At 69.3% G+C, this 17,226-nt stretch carries 14 protein-coding genes; 4 read left to right on the forward strand and 10 right to left on the reverse strand.

The features are described 5' to 3' along the window. Position 1: 1 nt before the first annotated feature. The 4 genes from PYV02_RS05415 to glpK are packed head-to-tail and all read right to left on the reverse strand — an operon-like array spanning position 2 to position 4,343. On the reverse strand, positions 2–535 hold the full coding sequence (locus PYV02_RS05415) for a DUF4395 domain-containing protein (protein WP_275756947.1): 534 nt from the start codon (positions 533–535) through the stop codon (positions 2–4). Beyond that, entirely contained in the window at positions 532–1,131 is a 600-nt protein-coding gene (locus PYV02_RS05420) for a DUF2202 domain-containing protein (protein ID WP_275756949.1), read from the reverse strand. The genes PYV02_RS05415 and PYV02_RS05420 overlap by 4 nt, the downstream gene beginning before the upstream one ends. Beyond that, entirely contained in the window at positions 1,128–2,792 is a 1,665-nt protein-coding gene (locus PYV02_RS05425; RefSeq protein WP_275756951.1) for an FAD-dependent oxidoreductase, read from the reverse strand. The genes PYV02_RS05420 and PYV02_RS05425 overlap by 4 nt, the downstream gene beginning before the upstream one ends. Before the next feature lie 51 nt (positions 2,793–2,843). Then, positions 2,844–4,343: a glycerol kinase GlpK gene (gene glpK / locus PYV02_RS05430; protein ID WP_275756953.1), complete on the reverse strand. Its 1,500-nt coding sequence runs from the start codon at positions 4,341–4,343 to the stop codon at positions 2,844–2,846. A 243-nt stretch (positions 4,344–4,586) separates the two neighbouring features. Here glpK and PYV02_RS05435 point away from each other — a divergent pair, with 243 nt between their 5' ends. Beyond that, positions 4,587–6,293 (forward strand): glycerol-3-phosphate dehydrogenase/oxidase, encoded by a 1,707-nt coding sequence (locus PYV02_RS05435; protein WP_275756955.1) that lies wholly within the window; start codon positions 4,587–4,589, stop codon positions 6,291–6,293. A 39-nt stretch (positions 6,294–6,332) separates the two neighbouring features. On the opposite strand, the gene arfA is transcribed toward PYV02_RS05435, so the two are convergent. Further along, entirely contained in the window at positions 6,333–7,847 is a 1,515-nt protein-coding gene (arfA, locus tag PYV02_RS05440; RefSeq protein WP_275756957.1) for an arabinosylfuranosidase ArfA, read from the reverse strand. A 183-nt stretch (positions 7,848–8,030) separates the two neighbouring features. On the opposite strand from arfA, the gene PYV02_RS05445 reads away from it, so the two are divergent. Next, on the forward strand, positions 8,031–9,047 hold the full coding sequence (locus tag PYV02_RS05445; protein WP_275756959.1) for a LacI family DNA-binding transcriptional regulator: 1,017 nt from the start codon (positions 8,031–8,033) through the stop codon (positions 9,045–9,047). Between the two features lie 12 nt (positions 9,048–9,059). Here the strand turns inward: PYV02_RS05445 and PYV02_RS05450 are convergent, their stop codons facing one another. Genes PYV02_RS05450 through PYV02_RS05470 form a run of 5 tightly spaced genes read right to left on the reverse strand, consistent with a single transcriptional unit; the run spans position 9,060 to position 15,435 of the window. Next, the gene (locus PYV02_RS05450) at positions 9,060–10,748 is read right to left on the reverse strand and encodes a glycoside hydrolase family 13 protein (RefSeq protein WP_275756961.1); all 1,689 of its coding nucleotides are present in this window, start codon (positions 10,746–10,748) and stop codon (positions 9,060–9,062) included. 8 nt (positions 10,749–10,756) lie between these two features. Next, a complete protein-coding gene (locus tag PYV02_RS05455) occupies positions 10,757–12,346 on the reverse strand; it encodes a glycoside hydrolase family 66 protein (RefSeq protein WP_275756963.1) in 1,590 nt (529 codons plus the stop codon). Then, a complete protein-coding gene (locus PYV02_RS05460; protein WP_275756965.1) occupies positions 12,343–13,191 on the reverse strand; it encodes a carbohydrate ABC transporter permease in 849 nt (282 codons plus the stop codon). The genes PYV02_RS05455 and PYV02_RS05460 overlap by 4 nt, the downstream gene beginning before the upstream one ends. Continuing rightward, a complete protein-coding gene (locus tag PYV02_RS05465) occupies positions 13,188–14,156 on the reverse strand; it encodes a carbohydrate ABC transporter permease (protein WP_275756967.1) in 969 nt (322 codons plus the stop codon). The genes PYV02_RS05460 and PYV02_RS05465 overlap by 4 nt, the downstream gene beginning before the upstream one ends. A 1-nt stretch (position 14,157) precedes the next feature. Continuing rightward, positions 14,158–15,435: an extracellular solute-binding protein gene (locus PYV02_RS05470; protein WP_275756969.1), complete on the reverse strand. Its 1,278-nt coding sequence runs from the start codon at positions 15,433–15,435 to the stop codon at positions 14,158–14,160. Positions 15,436–15,610: 175 nt separating this feature from the next. On the opposite strand from PYV02_RS05470, the gene PYV02_RS05475 reads away from it, so the two are divergent. Both PYV02_RS05475 and PYV02_RS05480 read left to right on the forward strand, forming a co-directional pair. Further along, on the forward strand, positions 15,611–16,777 hold the full coding sequence (locus PYV02_RS05475; protein ID WP_275756970.1) for an ROK family transcriptional regulator: 1,167 nt from the start codon (positions 15,611–15,613) through the stop codon (positions 16,775–16,777). Between the two features lie 113 nt (positions 16,778–16,890). Continuing rightward, positions 16,891–17,145 (forward strand): hypothetical protein, encoded by a 255-nt coding sequence (locus PYV02_RS05480; protein ID WP_275756971.1) that lies wholly within the window; start codon positions 16,891–16,893, stop codon positions 17,143–17,145. Positions 17,146–17,226: the final 81 nt, after the last annotated feature.

Consider the following 17,226-nt stretch of genomic DNA (forward strand, 5'->3'; position numbering starts at 1 on the left):
GCTACCCACGCCGCTTCGGCGGCACGTAGTCGCAACGATCGCCAGCGCAGTGGGTCGGCTTGGAGCGGCCGAACCGCAACTGCACCTCGCAGACCACGCAGATGCCGAACGCCGCCTCCAGGAAGAGCATGCCGAGGCAGAGGCCGCAGAGGGTGAGGGTGAGCGGCGGCGGCAGCCCGAGCCACCCCATTGCGAAGCACGTGAGCAGCGCCATCCCGAGTCCGATCGACCAGGCGATCGTCTTCTGCGACGCGCCCACCCACTCCGGGCGCTGCCAGCGGACGGCGAGGGTACCCAGCAGCAGGGTCGGGGAGAATCGCGTGCCGATCATCAGGCGGATCATCATGTCGATGACGAAGACCATGCCGAACAGCCGCAGCAGCTGGAACTCATCGGTCAGCACCGCCGTCATGAAGCCGACGATGCCCAGCAGGAACAGCATGCCAGCCGACGCGCGCACCGCGCGTTCATTGACGACGGGGATGTCGATGCCGTCGACGAACTCACCGACGACCGGACGCGGCGGCGCCGTCATGCCTGGCGCTGGAAGGCGGCCAGGTGGTTCTCGGATCCGGACAGGAGCCGCTCGTACACCGAGATGACATCGGCCTCGTCCTCCACCGCGATCGCCGCAGCGATGTCGGCGATGTCCTTCTCCTCGATGAGGATGCCGACCTGGATGGCCTCGGCCTGGCTCGTGCTGCCGCGAGCGATGAGTTCGTCGTAGAGCGTCTGCAGGTCGGGGTTGGTGAACACGCCAACCTCCGTGGAACGCGGATCGGTGAGACCGCGCGTCTGGAGCAGCGGCAGCACCAGCCCCTGGTGGGTGACCTCGCTCTCGGCGATGTTCGCGAAGATGTTCGAGCCCCAGATCGAGCCGAGCGTGACGTACACGTCGTGCGCGAGCTTCTCCTCCTCGATCATGAAGAGCAGGGATGCCGCGGTGTCGGCGATCGGGTCGGGCTCCGCCGTGGGCGTGGCCGTTGCCGTGATCTCGGGCTCGGGGGTCGCCGGGGCGGATGCCACGGGCACGGCCTGTGGCGTGCTCAGCACCGCGACCGCGACCCCGGTACCCGCGATGAGCACCGCACCGACGGCGATGCTCGTGATGATGATCGTGCGCTTGTTCATGCTGCGACCTTCTTCGTCTCGCTGTGGACCTGGGATGCCGTGCCTGCACGCCACGTGAGGTAGCCGCCGTCGAGGTTGACCGCTTCGCGCCCGAGTTGTTCGAGCAACCGCACCGCGGTGTGACCGCGCTGGCCGACCTTGCAGTGCACGATGACGCGACCGGCGGGGATCTCGGCGACACGTTCGCGCAGATCGTCGAGCGGGATGTTGATCGCGCCGGGGATCGCGCCCGCGGCGACCTCGCCCCGAGTGCGCACGTCGACGAGCGTCGCGCCCGCCGCCAGTTCGGCCTCGAGTTCGTGCCACTGGATGGAGGGCGTGAGCCCCTCGAGCGCGTTGAGGGCGACGTAGCCCAGCATGTTCACCGGGTCTTTCGCGGAGGAGTACTGCGGCGCGTAGCCGAGCTCGAGGTCCGCGAGCTCGGAGGCGGTGATGCCGCCCGCCATCGCGGTCGCGATCACGTCGATGCGCTTGTCGACTCCGCCGCCACCGACGCCCTGCGCGCCGAGGATCTCATCGGTCGCCGCATCGACGACGAGCTTGAGCGCCATGGATTCGGCACCCGGGTAGTAGCCGGTGTGCGACGCCGGGTGGGTGTGGATGACCCGGATGTCGCGTCCGGCCGCCCGCAGCAGCTTCTCGTTCCACCCGGTCGCGGCGATGGTCAGTCCCATCACGCCGACGACCGCGGTGCCGAGCGCGTCGCGCACGGTGATGGTCTTGCCGGAGATGGCATCGGCGACCAGCCGGCCGTGGCGGTTCGCCAGGCCCGCGAGCGCGACGAGGCGCTGCTCGCCGGAGATGGCGTCGGTCTTCTCCACGGCATCCCCGATCGCGTAGATCGAGGGATCGCTCGTGCGCAACTGATCGTCGACTCGGATGCCGCCGCGCGGTCCGAGTTCGAGGCCGGCCGCGACCGCCAGGGAGGTCTCGGGGCGCACCCCGATCGAGCCGAGCACGAAGTCGGCGGGCACGACGGTGCCGTCGCTGAGCACGGCGGTCGACTCCAGCAGTTCGGTGACCTGCGTGCCGAGTCGCACGTCGACGCCAGCTTCGCGCAGGCGATCTGCGACCGGGCCGGCCATCTCGGGGTCCAACGGTGGCAGCACCTGGCCGCCGAGCTCGACGAGGGTGACCTCGAGACCGCGGTGCACGAGGTTCTCCACCATCTCGAGGCCGATGAATCCCGCACCGATCACGAGGGCGCTCCGCGGTGCCGTGGACAGGGCCGCCATCGCGGCGTCGACGTCGTCGATGTCGCGCAGGGTCAGCATCCGTTCGCCACCGGGCATTGGGGGCCGTACCGGGGTGGCGCCGGGCGAGAGCACGAGCGCGCCGTAGCGCTCGACCGACTCGGCGCCGGTGATGACATCGCGCACGGTGACGGTCTTGGCCTTCCGGTCGATCGCGGTGACCTCGTTGTGCACCCGCACGTCGAGATTGAACCTAGCCTTCAACGAGTCCGGGGTCTGCAGGAGCAGGTCGTTGCGCTGCTCGATCACGCCGCCGAGGTAGTAGGGCAGTCCGCAGTTGGCGAAGGAGACATGTCCCCCGCGCTCGAGAACGACGATGTCTGCGTGCTCCAGGAGGCGACGCAGGCGGGTGGCGGCGGACATCCCGCCCGCGACGCCGCCGATGATGATGATGCGCTGTGCGGTCATGGGTCAATTCTTGCATACCCCCGGGGGTATCGCAATCGATCGCCGGGGACCTCAGTCCTCCACCCAGTCGAGCGTGCGGGCGACCGCCTTGCGCCACGACGCGAGCAGGCGTTCGCGAGCGGCGGCGTCGATCGTCGGCTCCCAGCGCCGTCCCTCCCGCCAGTGCTCGCGCAACTCGTCGAGACCGCGCCAGAAGCCGACGGCGAGGCCCGCCGCGGAGGCCGCACCGAGCGCCGTCGTCTCGGTGACCACCGGACGCACCACCGGCACGCCGAGGATGTCGGCCTGGAACTGCATGAGGATCTCGTTGCCCACCATGCCGCCGTCGACCTTCAACTCGGTGATCGAGACGCCGGAGTCCTCGCCCACGGCATCCATCACCTCCCGGGTCTGGAACGCCGCCGCCTCCAACGCCGCGCGTGCGAAGTGCCGCCGATCGGCGAATCGGGTGAGGCCCACGATCACCCCGCGCGCATCTGCTCGCCAATGCGGCGCGAAGAGCCCTGAGAAGGCCGGCACGATGTAGACGCCACCGTTGTCGTCGACCTCCGCGGCGAGCGTCTCGACCTCGGCCGCATCCGAGATGATGCCCAGGTTGTCGCGCAGCCACTGCACGAGCGAGCCGGTGACGGCGATCGAGCCCTCGAGGGCGTAGCGCGCGGGCTCGTCGCCGAGGCGGTAGGCGACCGTCGTCAGGAGCCCGTGCGTCGAGCGGACGATCTCCTCGCCGGTGTTGACGATGAGGAAGTTGCCGGTGCCGTAGGTGTTCTTCGACTCTCCGGCGTCGAAGGCGGCCTGGCCGAAGGTGGCGGCCTGCTGATCGCCGAGGATGCCACCGATGGGCACGCCCGCCACCGGCTCGACGGTGGCGGTGCCGAACACCTCGGACGAACTGCGGATCTGCGGGAGCATCGACATCGGGATGCCGAACTCCTCCGCGATCTGCTCGTCCCACCCCAGCGTGCCCAGGTGCATGAGCATGGTGCGGCTGGCGTTCGTGACATCCGTCGCGTGCACGCCGCCGTCGACTCCGCCGGTCAGCTTCCAGAGCAGCCAGGTGTCGATCGTGCCGAACAGCAGCTCGCCCCGCGCCGCCCGGGCACGAGCGCCGTCGACGTTCTCGAGGATCCAGGCGATCTTGGTCGCCGAGAAGTAGGTCGCCAACGGCAGGCCGACACGTTCGGCGAACCGATCGTGCCCGCCGACACTCGCGAGCCGCTCGACGATCGGTTGCGTTCGAGTGTCCTGCCACACGATCGCGTTGCACACAGGCTCGCCGGTGCTGCGATCCCACACGACGGTGGTCTCGCGCTGGTTCGTGATGCCGATGGCGACGAGATCGGTGCGGGTGATCCCCGCCTCGACGAGCGCCCGCTCCACCACGTGCAGCGTGTTGGCCCAGATCTCGGCGGCGTCGTGCTCGACCCAACCCGGCTGCGGAAAGACCTGCGCATGCTCGCGCTGGCTCCGACCCACGATCGCACCCGTGCGGTCGAAAACGATCGCCCGGGTGCTCGTGGTGCCCTGATCGATCGCGATCACGTATGGCATGGCGAACTCCTTCGACTCGGTGCCCGACGCCACTGTAGGGACAGCGGGGATGCCGCTCCGAGCCCCCTGAACGCACGTGCATGCGCCGGCCGCCAAAGCCCGACCGCACGGCGCCGCGCGTGGTTTACGCCCGCTGCCGTGCACATCCGTGCAGCAGCGTTGCGGCGGTGCCTCCGCACCCCAGAGCATGTTGCGAGCCGGTCGCGCCTCCGCACCTGGCGGCACGGAAGGAAACGAAGAACTATGGCGGGCTCATCTCGCGAACGAGCCGAGGTCGCTGCGCTGCGCGATCGCCCCTCGGCGTCGGTGCTCATCATCGGCGGTGGGATCAACGGCATCGCGACGTTCCGCGAGCTCGCGCTGAGCGGCGTCGACGTCGTGCTCGTCGAACGGGGGGACTTCGCCTCCGGGGCATCCGCGGCATCCAGCCACATGATCCACGGCGGCATCCGCTACCTCGAGAACGGGGAATTGCGCCTCGTGCGCGAGTCGGTGATCGAGCGCAACCGGCTGCTCCGGATCGCACCGCACTTCGTGCGTCCGCTGCAGACGACGATTCCGATCTACTCGACGTTCTCCGGAATCCTCGCCGCACCGCTGCGACTGCTCACGCACCGCCAGCGAAAGCCCGCGGCCCGCGGGGCCCTGCTCATCAAGGTCGGCCTCGTGCTCTACGACCTGTTCTCGCGTGACGGCGGGCGCGTTCCGCGCCACCGGTTCGCCGGCCGGTCCGCTTCGCTCGCGGCGCTGCCGCAGCTCGACCCGAAGGTGGCGTACACCGCGACCTACTTCGACGCCTCGGTGCACGAGCCCGAGCGTCTCGCGCTCGACATGCTGCTCGACGGCCTCGCGGCGGGTTCCCATGCCCGCGCCGTGAACTACGCCGAGGCGGTGGGCACGTCCGGCGATGCCGTGATCGTCGAGGATCGCGAGACCGGCGAGCGGATCGAGCTCGTCGCCGACGTCGTGATCAATGCGAGCGGCCCGTGGACCGACCTGACCAACGACGCCCTGGGTCGCCCGACCGCGCTGCTGGGTGGAACCAAGGGCTCGCACATCGTGCTCGACCACCCCCAGCTGCTCGCCGCGACGGCCGGGCGCGAGATCTTCTTCGAGCACCAGGACGGGCGCATCGTGCTGATCTACCCGCTGAAGGATCGCGTGCTCGTCGGCACCACCGACACCGTCGCGGACGTGCGCGAGCCCGCGCGCTGCACCGAGGAGGACGTCGACTACTTCTTCGAACTCATCGCGCACGTGTTTCCCGGGATCGCGGTGCAGCGCGAGCAGATCGTCTACCGGTATGCGGGCATCCGTCCGCTGCCCCGTCACGAAGACCTCGCGCCGGGCTTCATCTCCCGGGACTACCGCATCGAGCACGACCCCGAGGGTTCGGGTCGCGCCGGAACCCTCAGCCTGGTCGGCGGCAAGTGGACCACCTGCCGTGCCCTCGGGGCGACGCTCGCGGGCCGCGCCCTCGAACTCCTCGGTCGCACCAGCGACGTCGACACCTCCGAACTGGCGATCGGCGGGGGCCGCGACTACCCGGGCGATGCCACCGCTCGGGATGCGTGGTGCGTGCAGAATCTGCCCGGACTCTCGGAGGCCCGCGCCCGCGTGCTGTTCGATCGGTACGGCACCCGTGCCGCCGCGGTCGCGGCATGGCTTGCGCAAGGGCCGGACCGCGAGGTGCTCGGCGACGTGCTCTCGGTGCGAGAGCTCGCCTACATGGGCTCGACGGAGCGGGCGCTGCACCTGCGCGATGTCGTGCTGCGGCGCACCAACCTGGCCTTCGTCGGCGCGGCCGACGCGAGCGCGCTCGACGAGGTGGCGGCGGCGATGCGCGAGGCCCTCGACTGGTCGGCCGAGCGTCTCGCCGACGAGATCGCCGAGTGCGTGCGCGAGCTCACCGATCTGCACGGAGTCGAGTTCGACGCCATGTCACGCTGACGCCTGCCAGCCGCCCGACGGCGCCGGTTCACGCTCGCGTCAGGGCTCGAGGTTGAGGGCGGTCCACGACACCGGCGGCAGGGTGACGACGACCTTGCCGTCGAGCACCCGCGCCGTGGGGTTCTGGCTGAGCCCCACGCGTTCCGGCGCGTGCAGCGAGTTGGTGGCGTGCATGTCGTCGTCGTGCAGGGTGAGCGCCGACACGCTCCCCACGTGACCGAGCGCGAGCACGTCGAGCTCCAGCTCGACGGGCTCGGTCAGGCTGCGGTTGACGGCGAAGACCGCGGTGCTGCCGGTCTGCGCGTCGTGGGTGGCCGCGGCATCCACCAGCCGGACCTCGCCGTGGAGCGCGGTGTCGTGCGTCGGCGAGTCCACCCGCAGCGCGAGTGAGGCCCCGCGCGCCAGTCGCGAGGTCGCGGCGAACGGGAAGAACGTCGTCTGACGCCATGCCGGGCCGCCCGGCTCGGTCATGATCGGCGCGATGACGTTGACGAGCTGCGCGAGACTCGCGGCCGTCACACGGTCGGCGTGGCGCAGCAGGGAGATCAGCAGACCGCCGAACACGACGGCATCGACCACCGAGTACTCGTCTTCGAGCAGTCGTGGCGCCACCGGCCACTGGTCGACGTCGGTGATCTTGTCGACGTCGTTGTAGCGCGACTGGTACCAGACGTTCCACTCGTCGAACGAGATGTCGATGGTCTTGTCGCTGCGCTTGAGCGCCTTGACGTGATCGGCGGTCGCCACCACCGCGTCGATGAAGCGATCCATGTCGACGGCCGAAGCCAGGAAGCTCGCGTAGTCGCCATCCTTCGGCTCGTAGTAGGCGTGGCAGGAGATGTAGTCGACCTCGTCGTAGGTGGCCTCGAGCACGACGCGCTCCCACTCGCCGAACGTCGACATCTGCGAGCCCGAACTGCCGCACACCACGAGATCGATGTCGGGATCGAGCTGACGCATGCCCCGCGCGGTCTTGGCAGCGAGCGCGCCGTAGTTCTCGGCGGTGCTGTGGCCGAGCTGCCACGGCCCGTCCATCTCGTTGCCCAGGCACCACATGCGGATGCCGTGAGGTTCGGCGAACCCGTTCGCGACCCGCTGATCCGAGAGCGCCGTGCCGGAGCGGATGTTGGCGTATTCGAGCACGTCGAGCGCATCGAGCACCCCGCGGGTGCCGAGGTTGACGGCGTACATCAACTCGGCGTCGACCGTCGCGGTCCAGGCCGCGAACTCGTCGAGCCCGACCTCGTTGGTCTCCGTCGAGTGCCAGGCCAGGTCGAGCCGGCGCGGTCGCTGCTCTCGCGGCCCGACCCCGTCCTCCCAGCGGTACCCCGAGACGAAGTTGCCCCCCGGATAGCGGATCGTCGAGACGCCGAGTTCGCGCACGAGCTCCACCACGTCACCTCGGAACCCGTGCTCGTCGGCCGTCGGGTGCCCGGGCTCGTAGATGCCGTCGTAGACGCACCGGCCGAGGTGCTCGACGAACGAGCCGAAGAGACGCCGGTTGACGGACCCGACGGTGGAGTTCGGGTCGATGACGATCGATGCGTGCATCATGACTCTCTTTGCTCGAGGTCGACGAGTTGCGTTTCTGACACTTTACATCGTTGGAAACAGCAGTGCGGCGCGGAATCTGGCGCGCTCCGCGCGGCCCATGCCGCGGGCGACGTCGGCACCTCGCGGATGCCCTAGAGTGAGGCCACCGGAGGCATCGGAGGCGTCGTGGCGGTGGGATCGACGATGCACGATGTTGCTCGGATCGCCGGTGTCTCCGTCAAGACGGTCTCCAACGTCGTCAACGACTACCCGCACGTGAGCCCCGGCACGCGCTCGCGCGTGCTGCAGGCGATCGAGCAACTCGACTACCGACCGAACCTCTCCGCGCGCGGCCTGCGGTCGGGCCGCACGGGCGTCATCGGGCTGGCCGTCCCGGCGCTGCGCGAGAACTACTTCGCCGAGCTCGCGGACTCCATCATCCGCGAAGCCGAGACGCGGGGCCTCGGCGTCCTCGTCGAACAGACCAGTGGAGACCGCGACGCGGAGTTGCGCACCGTCTCGGGCGGGCGGCTTCGGTTCATGGACGGTCTGCTGTTCAGCCCGGTGAGCCTCGGGCAGGCCGACGTCGACGCCCTGAACGTCGGCTTTCCGCTCGTGCTCCTCGGCGAGCGCATCTTCGACGGCCCGACCGACCACGTCGCGATGCACAACGTCTCCGCGGCCCGGGCCGCCGTCGAACACCTCGTCTCGATCGGTCGCCGCCGAATCGCGCTGATCGGGGCCGAGTTGGATGCCGGCGACGAGGCCAGTTCGAGCACCCTGCGTCTGCGTGGCTACCGCCAGGCGCTCGAGCGTGCTGGCATCCCCCTCGATCCCGCGCTCGTGCGACCGAGCGCGCACTGGAGTCGCACGGCCGGCGCGGCGGCGACCCGGCAGCTGCTGCAGGAGTCGGTGCCCTTCGACGCCATCTTCACGCTCAACGACACCCTCGGTCTCGGCGCGCTACGGGCGCTCGGCGAGGCCGGGATCAGCGTGCCCGAGCAGGTCGCCCTCGTCGGCTTCGACAACATCGACGAGGCCCAGTACTCGGTGCCGTCGCTGACGAGCGTGGACCCCGGCCGCGAGCAGATCGCGGCGCTCGCCGTCGAGATGCTCGTCGAGCGCATCAACGAGAAGGGCGAGCCTCGACCGCCGCGCACCGTGCAGCCCGAGTTCCGGATCGTGCGCCGGGAGTCGACGGGATTCTCCGACGAGAGCTGAGCTCGGCCGCGATCAGCGCCGCGTCACCCACGCCTCCCACGGCCGCATGGTCGTGCGCGGGCCGGCCGGGTAGTTCGCGAGCAGCACAGGCCCGTCCAGCGCGAGCGCGGGCGGCAGCACCTGCGGCTGACTCGAGAGGTTCGCGACCACGAGCAGCACCTCATCGCCGAGCGTGCGCGTGTACGCGAACAGCGCGGGATGCTGCGGCTCGAGCAACTCGAACGCCCCGTGCACCACGACCGGCTCGCTGTGCCGCAGCGCGATGAGCGCCCGGTAGTACTCGAACACCGACCCCGCGACGCCGCGCTGGGCGACCGCGTTGATGCGCGAGTGGTTCGGGTGCACGGCGATCCAGGGCTCGCCCGTCGTGAAGCCCGCGTTCGGCTCGGCCGACCACTGCACCGGGGTGCGCGCGTTGTCGCGGCTGGCCTGCCGCAGCCCGTCGAGCACCACCGCCGGCTCCCGGCCGAGCAGCGTGACCGCCTCCGAGTAGTGGTTGAGGCTCTCGATGTCGCGGAACTCGTCGATGCGCTCGAAGGGCACGTTCGTCATCCCGAGCTCTTCGCCCTGGTAGATGAACGGGGTGCCCTTCTGCAGGTGCAGCACGGTGGCAAGCGCGGTGGCGGACTCGTACCAGTAGACCGCGTCATCCCCGAAGCGGCTCACGGCGCGGGGCTGGTCGTGGTTGTTCCAGTAGAGGCTGTTCCAGCCGGTGGTCTCGAGCCCCTCCTGCCAGGCACTGAGCGACGCCTTGAGGTCGCGGATGTCGAGCGGCCGCATGCCCCACTTGCCCTGCGGCCCGTGGTCGAGCCCGACGTGCTCGAACTGGAAGACCATGTCGAGCTCGCGGCGACGCGGGTCGGTGAAGAGCTGCGCCTCCTCGATCGTGACGCCCGGCATCTCGCCGACGGTGAGGTAGACGCGGTCGCGGCCCTCGAACACCTCGCGGTGCATCTCGCTGAGGAACTCGTGGATGCGCGGGCCCCCCGCATAGAACGGGAATCCGTCGCCCCACAGCGCGCCATCCGCCACGACGCCGTCGGGCAGGTCGGGGTGCTTGGAGATGAGGTTGATGACATCCATGCGGAACCCGTCGACACCGCGGTCGAGCCACCAGCGCATCATCTCGTACACGGCCTCGCGCACGTCGGGGTTCTCCCAGTTGAGGTCCGGTTGCTTGCGCGAGAACAGGTGCAGGTAGTACTGACCGGATGCCTCGTGCCACTCCCACGTCGACCCCGAGAAGAACGACCCCCAGTTGTTGGGCTCAGCGCCCGGGGTACCGCCGACCATGCCCTCCCTGGGCGGGCGCCACCAGTACCAGTCGCGCTTCGGGTTCTCGCGCGACGAGGCGGATTCCGCGAACCACGCGTGCTCGTCCGAGGTGTGGTTGACCACGAGATCCATCACGAGCTTCATGCCGCGCTCGTGCACCGCCTCGAGCAGGTCGTCGAAGTCGGCGAGCGTGCCGAACGCGGGGTCGATCGCGCGGTAGTCGCTGATGTCGTAGCCGTTGTCGTCGTGCGGTGAGGCGTAGATCGGCGAGAGCCAGATCACGTCGACGCCGAGCTCGGCGAGGTGGTCGAGGTGGTCGATGATGCCGCGCAGGTCGCCGACGCCGTCACCGTCGGAGTCGGCGAAGCTGCGGGGGTACACCTGGTAGACGACGGCGTCGCGCCACCAGGGTTCGGTGTGGGTCACGGGTGGTCCTACAGGTCGATGAGCACGAGCTGCCAGGCGCCGAGCGCCGGCAGGTGGGCGACGGCGTGGTCGCCGTCGAGGGTCACGTCGAGGTCGATCAGGCGACCCTCGCGGTCGGGGTCGGCGACGCGCACGCGCGGGGTGCGCCCGAGCAGCCGCCGCACCCGCAGGGTGCCTCGGCCGGGGTCGCCGAAGGGGTTGCGCGGGGCATCCCACAGCGTGTCGGTCTGCCCGACGAGGTTGATGAGATTCACGACGAGGCGACCGCGGACGGCGGTGATGCTCCGCCAAACCTCGCCCGCGGTCGCCTCGCCGCTTACCGCTGCGCGGTCGTAGCCGACCTCGCAGTCGTCGTTGTACTCGCCCGCGTACGATCCCGTCACGTCGACGGCGCTCGGGTCGAGCAGCAGCTCGTCGTGTTCGACGAGGAAGTCGTACCAGCGCTTGAGCAGCTCCCGGGTGCTGGCCTCGGCCACGTGATTGCGCACGTAGTAGGGGTCCACCAGAATCCGGTCCGCCTCGCCGGCGAGCAACTGGGTGCCGCCACGGGAGTAGAGGGTCGCCATGGTCAGCGCCGTCGCCCGGTCGGATGCCGCGGCATCCGCCGAGTCGTAGACGTGCTGGTACGCGGCCAGCACGATGGGTTTCTCGTTGCCCACCCGCGCCCGGGTGACCACCCGCGCGAGCGAGCCGAGCGTGGTCTGCGGCGCCCACGGCTCGATGTAGACGGCGTCCTGGTCGAGACTCGAGGTGCGCCAGGTGGGGAAGTCGTTGACGTTGTTGAACACGAGGTGCGCCTCGGGCAGTCGCGAGCGCACGCCCTCGATCATGGTCGCGAACGACTCCGCCATGTCGATGGTCTCGCCGTCGGCGCGCAGGGCCGCCTTCGGGTAGCCAAACTGGTCGAGGTGGTAGCCGTCGAAGCCGATGGCGGCCGTGGCATCCGCGAGCTCGGTCTCGAAGTGGGCGAGCCAGTCGGGCGCGGCCGGGTCGACGATGAAGAGGAAGTCGCCGAGCGCGTACGGCTCGCCGCTCGCGGTCAGCACGGCGTCGTGCTGCCACGCCGCCCAGTGCTGCGGGCCGACCGCATAGACGGCCGCGTAGCCGAGCGCGCGCGAGCCGGCCTGTTGCACCGCATCGACGAGCCGACGCACGGTCGGCAGCGACACGGGTTGCGCGAGCGCGTCGTCGTACTGCTCGCCGCCGCCGAGCAGGTCGGCGTGACGGTAGGCCCAGTCGTAGAACAGCACGCCGGTCAAGTGCAGCCGGCGCAGGTTGTCGGCGACGGCGGCGACGTCGCGGTCGGGGGCGTAGTCGACGACGAAGCCGTAGCGCAGCCGCTCGCGCGGGTTCTCGCGCACGTCGATCGCGGTGCGCGCGATCGCGCCGTCGCGGTGCAGCTCGACGCCGAACCCGCCGGCGCCGAGCTCGGGGATCGTGACGAGCTCGGCTCCGTCGTAGGGCAGCCGCAGCACCTCGTCGCCGAGGTGGAGCACGACGAACTCACCGGGGGCGCGATCGCCGCGCACCTCGATCTCGATCGGCTCGGTGGGCAGGTAGCTGGCCTTGGTGGGCAGCAGTTCGGTCACGTCGTTCATCCCTTGATCGCCCCGGAGGTGAGGCCTTGCACGAAATAGCGTTGGAACACGAGGAACACGATGATCACCGGCACGACCGCGATCACGGATGCCGCGAACACCACGCCCCACTGCACCGCGTTGTTGCCGACGCCGGCGAAGAGCCGGATCGCGATCGGCAGTGTGCGGTTCTCCGGCGAGTTGGTGATCGTCAGCGCCCAGGCGAACTCGTCCCACGAGGCCAGGAACGTGAAGATCGTCGCGGTCGCCAGGCCCGGCTTGGCGAGCGGGATCGCCAGCCGCCAGTAGCGCGTCCACGCACCAGCGCCGTCGACCTGCATCGCCTGATCGAGCTCGCCCGGGATGCTCTCGAAGAAGCCGCGCAGCAGGAACGTGTTCAGCGCGAGCGAACCTGCGACATAGAACACGATGAGGCCCGCGAGCGTGTCGAGCAACCCGAGGCTCTTGGCGAGCACGAACTGCGGGATGATCAGCATGATCGCCGGGATCATGAGCCCCAACAGCAGCACGCGGAAGATCGTCTCCTTGCCCGGAAAGCTGAACCGCGCGAAGGCGTAGGCCATCATCGAGCTCACCAGCAGCGACAGCGCGGTGGAGATCGTCGCGACGAACACCGAGTTGAGGAAGTACCGCCCGATGTCTTGGGTGGCGATCACCTGCTCGTAGTTGGCGAGCGTCGGCGGGTTCGGGATGAACTGCGGCGGTGTCGTCAGCACGTAGGTGTTCGGGGTGAACGAGGTGCCGAGCAGGTAGAGGAACGGCGTGATCATCACGACCGCGCCGACGATCAGGATGCCGTACCGAGCCACCGACAACGGGATCGCCGCGACGCTGCGCCTGGTCATGATGCCCCCACCTCTCCGCGGTCGCGGAAGGCCCGCAACTGGATCACGGAGACCGCGAAGATCACCAGGGTCAGCAGCACGGAGATGGCCGAGCCGAAGCCCAGGTCGAGAAACTCGAAGGCCTGCCGGTACATGTAGGTCAGCAGCACCTCGGTGCGGCCGGCAGGACCGCCGCCGGTCATCAGGTACACGGAGATGAACACGTTGAAGCCGCCGATGACGAGCATGACGGTCACGAAGCCGAGTGCCGCCCAGATCGCCGGCACGGTCACGGCGCGGAAGCGCTGCCAGGCGTTCGCGCCGTCCACGGTCGCGGCCTCGATGAGGGACTGCGGCACGCCCTGGAGGGCTGCGAGGAAGATCATCATCGACCACCCGATGCCCTTCCAGATGCCGAGCGCGGAGATCGCGGCCATGCCGGTCCAGCGATCCGCGAGCCACGAGGTGCTCCCGTCGGCGACGCCGAGCGCGTCGCCGAGCACGAAGTTGATGAGGCCCTGGTCGGCGAAGAGGAACCGGAACAGCAGGGAGACGACGACCCAGCTGGTGACCACGGGCAGGTAGTAGAGCACGCGGAACAGCGGCTGGGTGGGGCTGCGCTTGTGCAGCAGCAGCGCGACGGCCAGCCCCAGCACGATCTGCGGGATGACGGTGGCCACGATGTAGAAGCCGGTGTTGCCGGCCGAGACCCAGAACTGCGGGTCGGCGAAGGCGCGGGCATAGTTGTCGAGCCCGAGCCACTGGCTCGTGGCGGAGCCGACGACCTTCCAGTCGTAGAAGCTCATGCGAAACGACTGCACCATCGGGTAGAGCACGGTCACCGCGAAGAGCACGATGCCGGGGGCGAGAAAGAGATATGGGGTGAGGCTCACGCGGCGGCGGCCGCGCCCACCCGGCCGCCGTGCGGCGGAGAGGGACTCCGCCGCACGGTCGACCAGGATGGGTGCCTGATTGGAGAGGGTCACATCAACCCTCGGCCAGCAGTGCGTCGATCTGCTCCGCGGCCTTGGTGAGGGCATCCTTCACCGAGACCGTGCCCTCGAACGCGGGCGTGAGCTCCGTGTTGAGGATGCCGTCGACCTCGGCGCCGCCCGTGATCGCCAGGCGTGCGCGCGCGGTGGCCAGCTGCTCGGTGAACACCGAGAGGTAGGGCATGAGCTCCACCTGCTGGTCGCCGAGCGCCTGGATCACGGTGAGCTGACCGGTCGGCACGAGGGCCAGCTGGAACTCCTCGGACTGGGTGAACCGGATGAACTCGAGCGCGGCATCCTGGTACTTCGACGAGGCGGTGAGCACGATGTCCTCGCCGCCGACGACGCTCACCGAACCGCCCGGGCCCGCGGGCACCGGCGAGTAGATCGGCTCGAAGTCCGGGAACTGGTCGGCCCAGATGCCGTTCATCCACGGGCCGTCCAGGATGTTGGCGTACTGACCACCGGGCAGGCCCTCGCTGGTGGGCACCGCCCCCGAGTTGCCGGTGATGCCGGTCGAGATCTGGCCGGCCGCATACAGGTCGACGAGCATCTGGATCGTCTCGATGTTCTCCGGGCTGTTCAGGTAGCCCGTGGAGACCGTCAGGTCGGGGTCGGCGATGTCGCCGCCGCCCGACCAGATCCACGGCATGAGGTTCCACGCTCCGAGGCCGCCGTCGGCGAAGGCCATGACGTCGGTGCCCTCGAGGGCGTCCGCCTGGGCGACGAGCTCCTCGAAGGTTGCGGGCGGGGCATCCACCCCGGCTGCGTCGAGGCCCGCCTGGCTGGAGATCAGCACACGGGTGTTGGTGTCCAGCGGCAGACCCCAGTACTTGCCGTCGTAGAGGTTGGTGGCCAGTACACCGGGGTAGGTGGCGTCGGCGAGCTCCTGGAAGTCGTCCATCACATCGGAGAGGGGCACGAGCACGCCGAGGTCGGCGAAGCGCGGCACCCAGCCGAGGTCCGCGCGCACGAGGTCGGGCAGGGCGTCGCCGGCCGCGCTCGTGGTGAGCTTCTGCAGCAGGTCGTCGTAGGGCACGTCGACGTACTCGACCTTGATGCCCGGGTGCGCCTCCTCGAAGGCGGGGATCAGGGTGTCGTTGAGCACCTCCTGCTGGGCGGAGTTGCCGCCGTTGCCGTACGAACCCCAGAAGGTGATCGTGTACGGGTTCTCGGGAGTGCCGTCCGGTTCGGGAGCGGAGCAGCCCGTCGTCGCGATGGCCACAGCCGCCGCGATGGCTACGGCAGCGCCGAGCCGTGTGGAACGCTTCATTGCGATTCTCCAAGTGTGTTTCGGGGAAAAGGACCCGCCGTGGTGCGAGCGGAGCGGTGCATCGGTTATTTCTACGACAAAACTAATCCGCCTGTCAACACTCGATTTCAGGGGGCAGGGATGCCCGTTTATCTTGATTGACGGAACCAATTCCGTGTGGCACGCTGAGTGAGCCATGGACACGGGAGACAGCAGCAACCTGCGAATCGCGACCCCGCCGTGGATCACCGACCCCGGCGCCCACCGGGCCGTCGCGCTCGAAGTGCTGCTGCACGGTCCCCTCTCGCGCAGCGAGATCGCGCGGCGGCTCGACCTCTCCCCGGGCTCGCTCACGCGGCTGAGCGCACCGCTCATCGAGTCCGGGCTGCTCGTCGAAGTGGGCGAGCGCGGCGACGGCAAGGCGGGCAGGCCGTCGCGTCCGCTCGACGTGGTGCCGGCATCCCGCCACTTCATCGGCATGAAGCTCATGGGCGACCAGGTGCTCGGGGCGGTCACCGACCTGCGCGCCGAAGTGCTCGGCTCACTGTCCGCGACCCTCACCTCGCAAGAGCCGGATGCCGTCGTCGAGGTCATCGGCCAGATGGCCGAACGACTCGCCGCCCTCGTGCCCTCGGTCACCGCACTCGGCATCGGTGTCGGCGGACTGCTCGACGAGCACGGCACCGTGATCAGCGCGCCATTCCTCGGATGGGAGGGGGTGCCACTCGCCGCGCTCGTGGAGGCGCGCAGCTCCATCCCCACCGTCGTCGCCAACGACCTCGTCGCCTTCACCGAATACGAGCACTGGTTCGGCGCCGCCCGCGGCCTCGAGAGGTTCGCCGTGATCACCCTCGGCGCGGGCATCGGCTATGGCCTCGTCGCCAACGGCCGCATCGTCGCCAACGAAGACTCCGGCATCGGCCTCGTCGGCCACTGGCCCATCGACCCCTACGGCCCCGTCTGCCCGGCCGGCCACCGCGGCTGCGCACGCAGCATCATGACCCAGGCCGCGATCGTCACCGCCGTCTCCACCGCCCTCGACCGCCCCGTCACCTACGACGAGGCCCTCTCACTCGCCGCCGACGGCGAGGCCGCCGCCCGCCGAGTCGTGGATGACGCGGGCCGAGGCCTCGGCAAGCTGCTGGCCGCGGTCGCCAACCTCACCGTGCCGCAGATGATCGTGCTCGGCGGCGAAGGCGTCGGCCTGGTGGACGTCGCCCGCGACGCCGTGCGCGCCGGCATGGCCGAAGACCGCGACCCGCGGGCACACGAGATCCCGCTGGTCACGACCACTGGCGACAACACCGAGTGGTGTCGTGGGGCTGCGGTGATTGCGATTCAGACGTACGTGCTGGGGAGCTGAGGGGATCCGATAGTCAGCAGCGACCGAATCGCAACCCGGGGTTCACAAGAACTCTCGCGATCTGCCAGACTCCCAGCACCTGTGATCTGATCGCGGAAAGGAGCGGACCGCCGATGCACTCGCCCGCGATTCCAGCCGCGGTCCTGGTTCTGCTGCTCGCGGGCTGCGCCGGCGAAACTGAACCCGCCCTCGACCAAACCTGGTCGATCACCTTCGACGATTACGCCGTCGTGATCGGGCTCGACAACGAGCGGGCATACATCGACGTCTCGCGCGACTTCGGCGGCGAACTGATCGCCGTCTCACTCGAAGATGGCTCCTACCTCTGGAGCCAACTCATATCGCCGGTGGCGGGCCTTGACCCTTGATCGTGGACACGGTGTCGGTTCGGTTATGCCGCTTCCGCGAGGGTAGCGGACGCGGTCGCCGCGTAGGCGGCTTCGTAGGTG

It is taken from the genome of Antiquaquibacter metalliresistens (genome assembly GCF_029211225.1).
Lineage (GTDB): Bacteria > Actinomycetota > Actinomycetes > Actinomycetales > Microbacteriaceae > Rhodoglobus > Rhodoglobus metalliresistens.

What these genes read in the sequence shown, in the direction of transcription:
- PYV02_RS05415 (WP_275756947.1), bottom strand. Translation starts at nt 535, where the DNA reads ATGACGGCGCCGCCGCGTCCGGTCGTCGGTGAGTTCGTCGACGGCATC.
- PYV02_RS05420 (WP_275756949.1), bottom strand. Translation starts at nt 1,131, where the DNA reads ATGAACAAGCGCACGATCATCATCACGAGCATCGCCGTCGGTGCGGTG.
- PYV02_RS05425 (WP_275756951.1), bottom strand. Translation starts at nt 2,792, where the DNA reads ATGACCGCACAGCGCATCATCATCATCGGCGGCGTCGCGGGCGGGATG.
- glpK (WP_275756953.1), bottom strand. Translation starts at nt 4,343, where the DNA reads ATGCCATACGTGATCGCGATCGATCAGGGCACCACGAGCACCCGGGCG.
- PYV02_RS05435 (WP_275756955.1), top strand. Translation starts at nt 4,587, where the DNA reads ATGGCGGGCTCATCTCGCGAACGAGCCGAGGTCGCTGCGCTGCGCGAT.
- arfA (WP_275756957.1), bottom strand. Translation starts at nt 7,847, where the DNA reads ATGATGCACGCATCGATCGTCATCGACCCGAACTCCACCGTCGGGTCC.
- PYV02_RS05445 (WP_275756959.1), top strand. Translation starts at nt 8,031, where the DNA reads ATGCACGATGTTGCTCGGATCGCCGGTGTCTCCGTCAAGACGGTCTCC.
- PYV02_RS05455 (WP_275756963.1), bottom strand. Translation starts at nt 12,346, where the DNA reads ATGAACGACGTGACCGAACTGCTGCCCACCAAGGCCAGCTACCTGCCC.
- PYV02_RS05460 (WP_275756965.1), bottom strand. Translation starts at nt 13,191, where the DNA reads ATGACCAGGCGCAGCGTCGCGGCGATCCCGTTGTCGGTGGCTCGGTAC.
- PYV02_RS05470 (WP_275756969.1), bottom strand. Translation starts at nt 15,435, where the DNA reads ATGAAGCGTTCCACACGGCTCGGCGCTGCCGTAGCCATCGCGGCGGCT.
- PYV02_RS05475 (WP_275756970.1), top strand. Translation starts at nt 15,611, where the DNA reads ATGGACACGGGAGACAGCAGCAACCTGCGAATCGCGACCCCGCCGTGG.
- PYV02_RS05480 (WP_275756971.1), top strand. Translation starts at nt 16,891, where the DNA reads ATGCACTCGCCCGCGATTCCAGCCGCGGTCCTGGTTCTGCTGCTCGCG.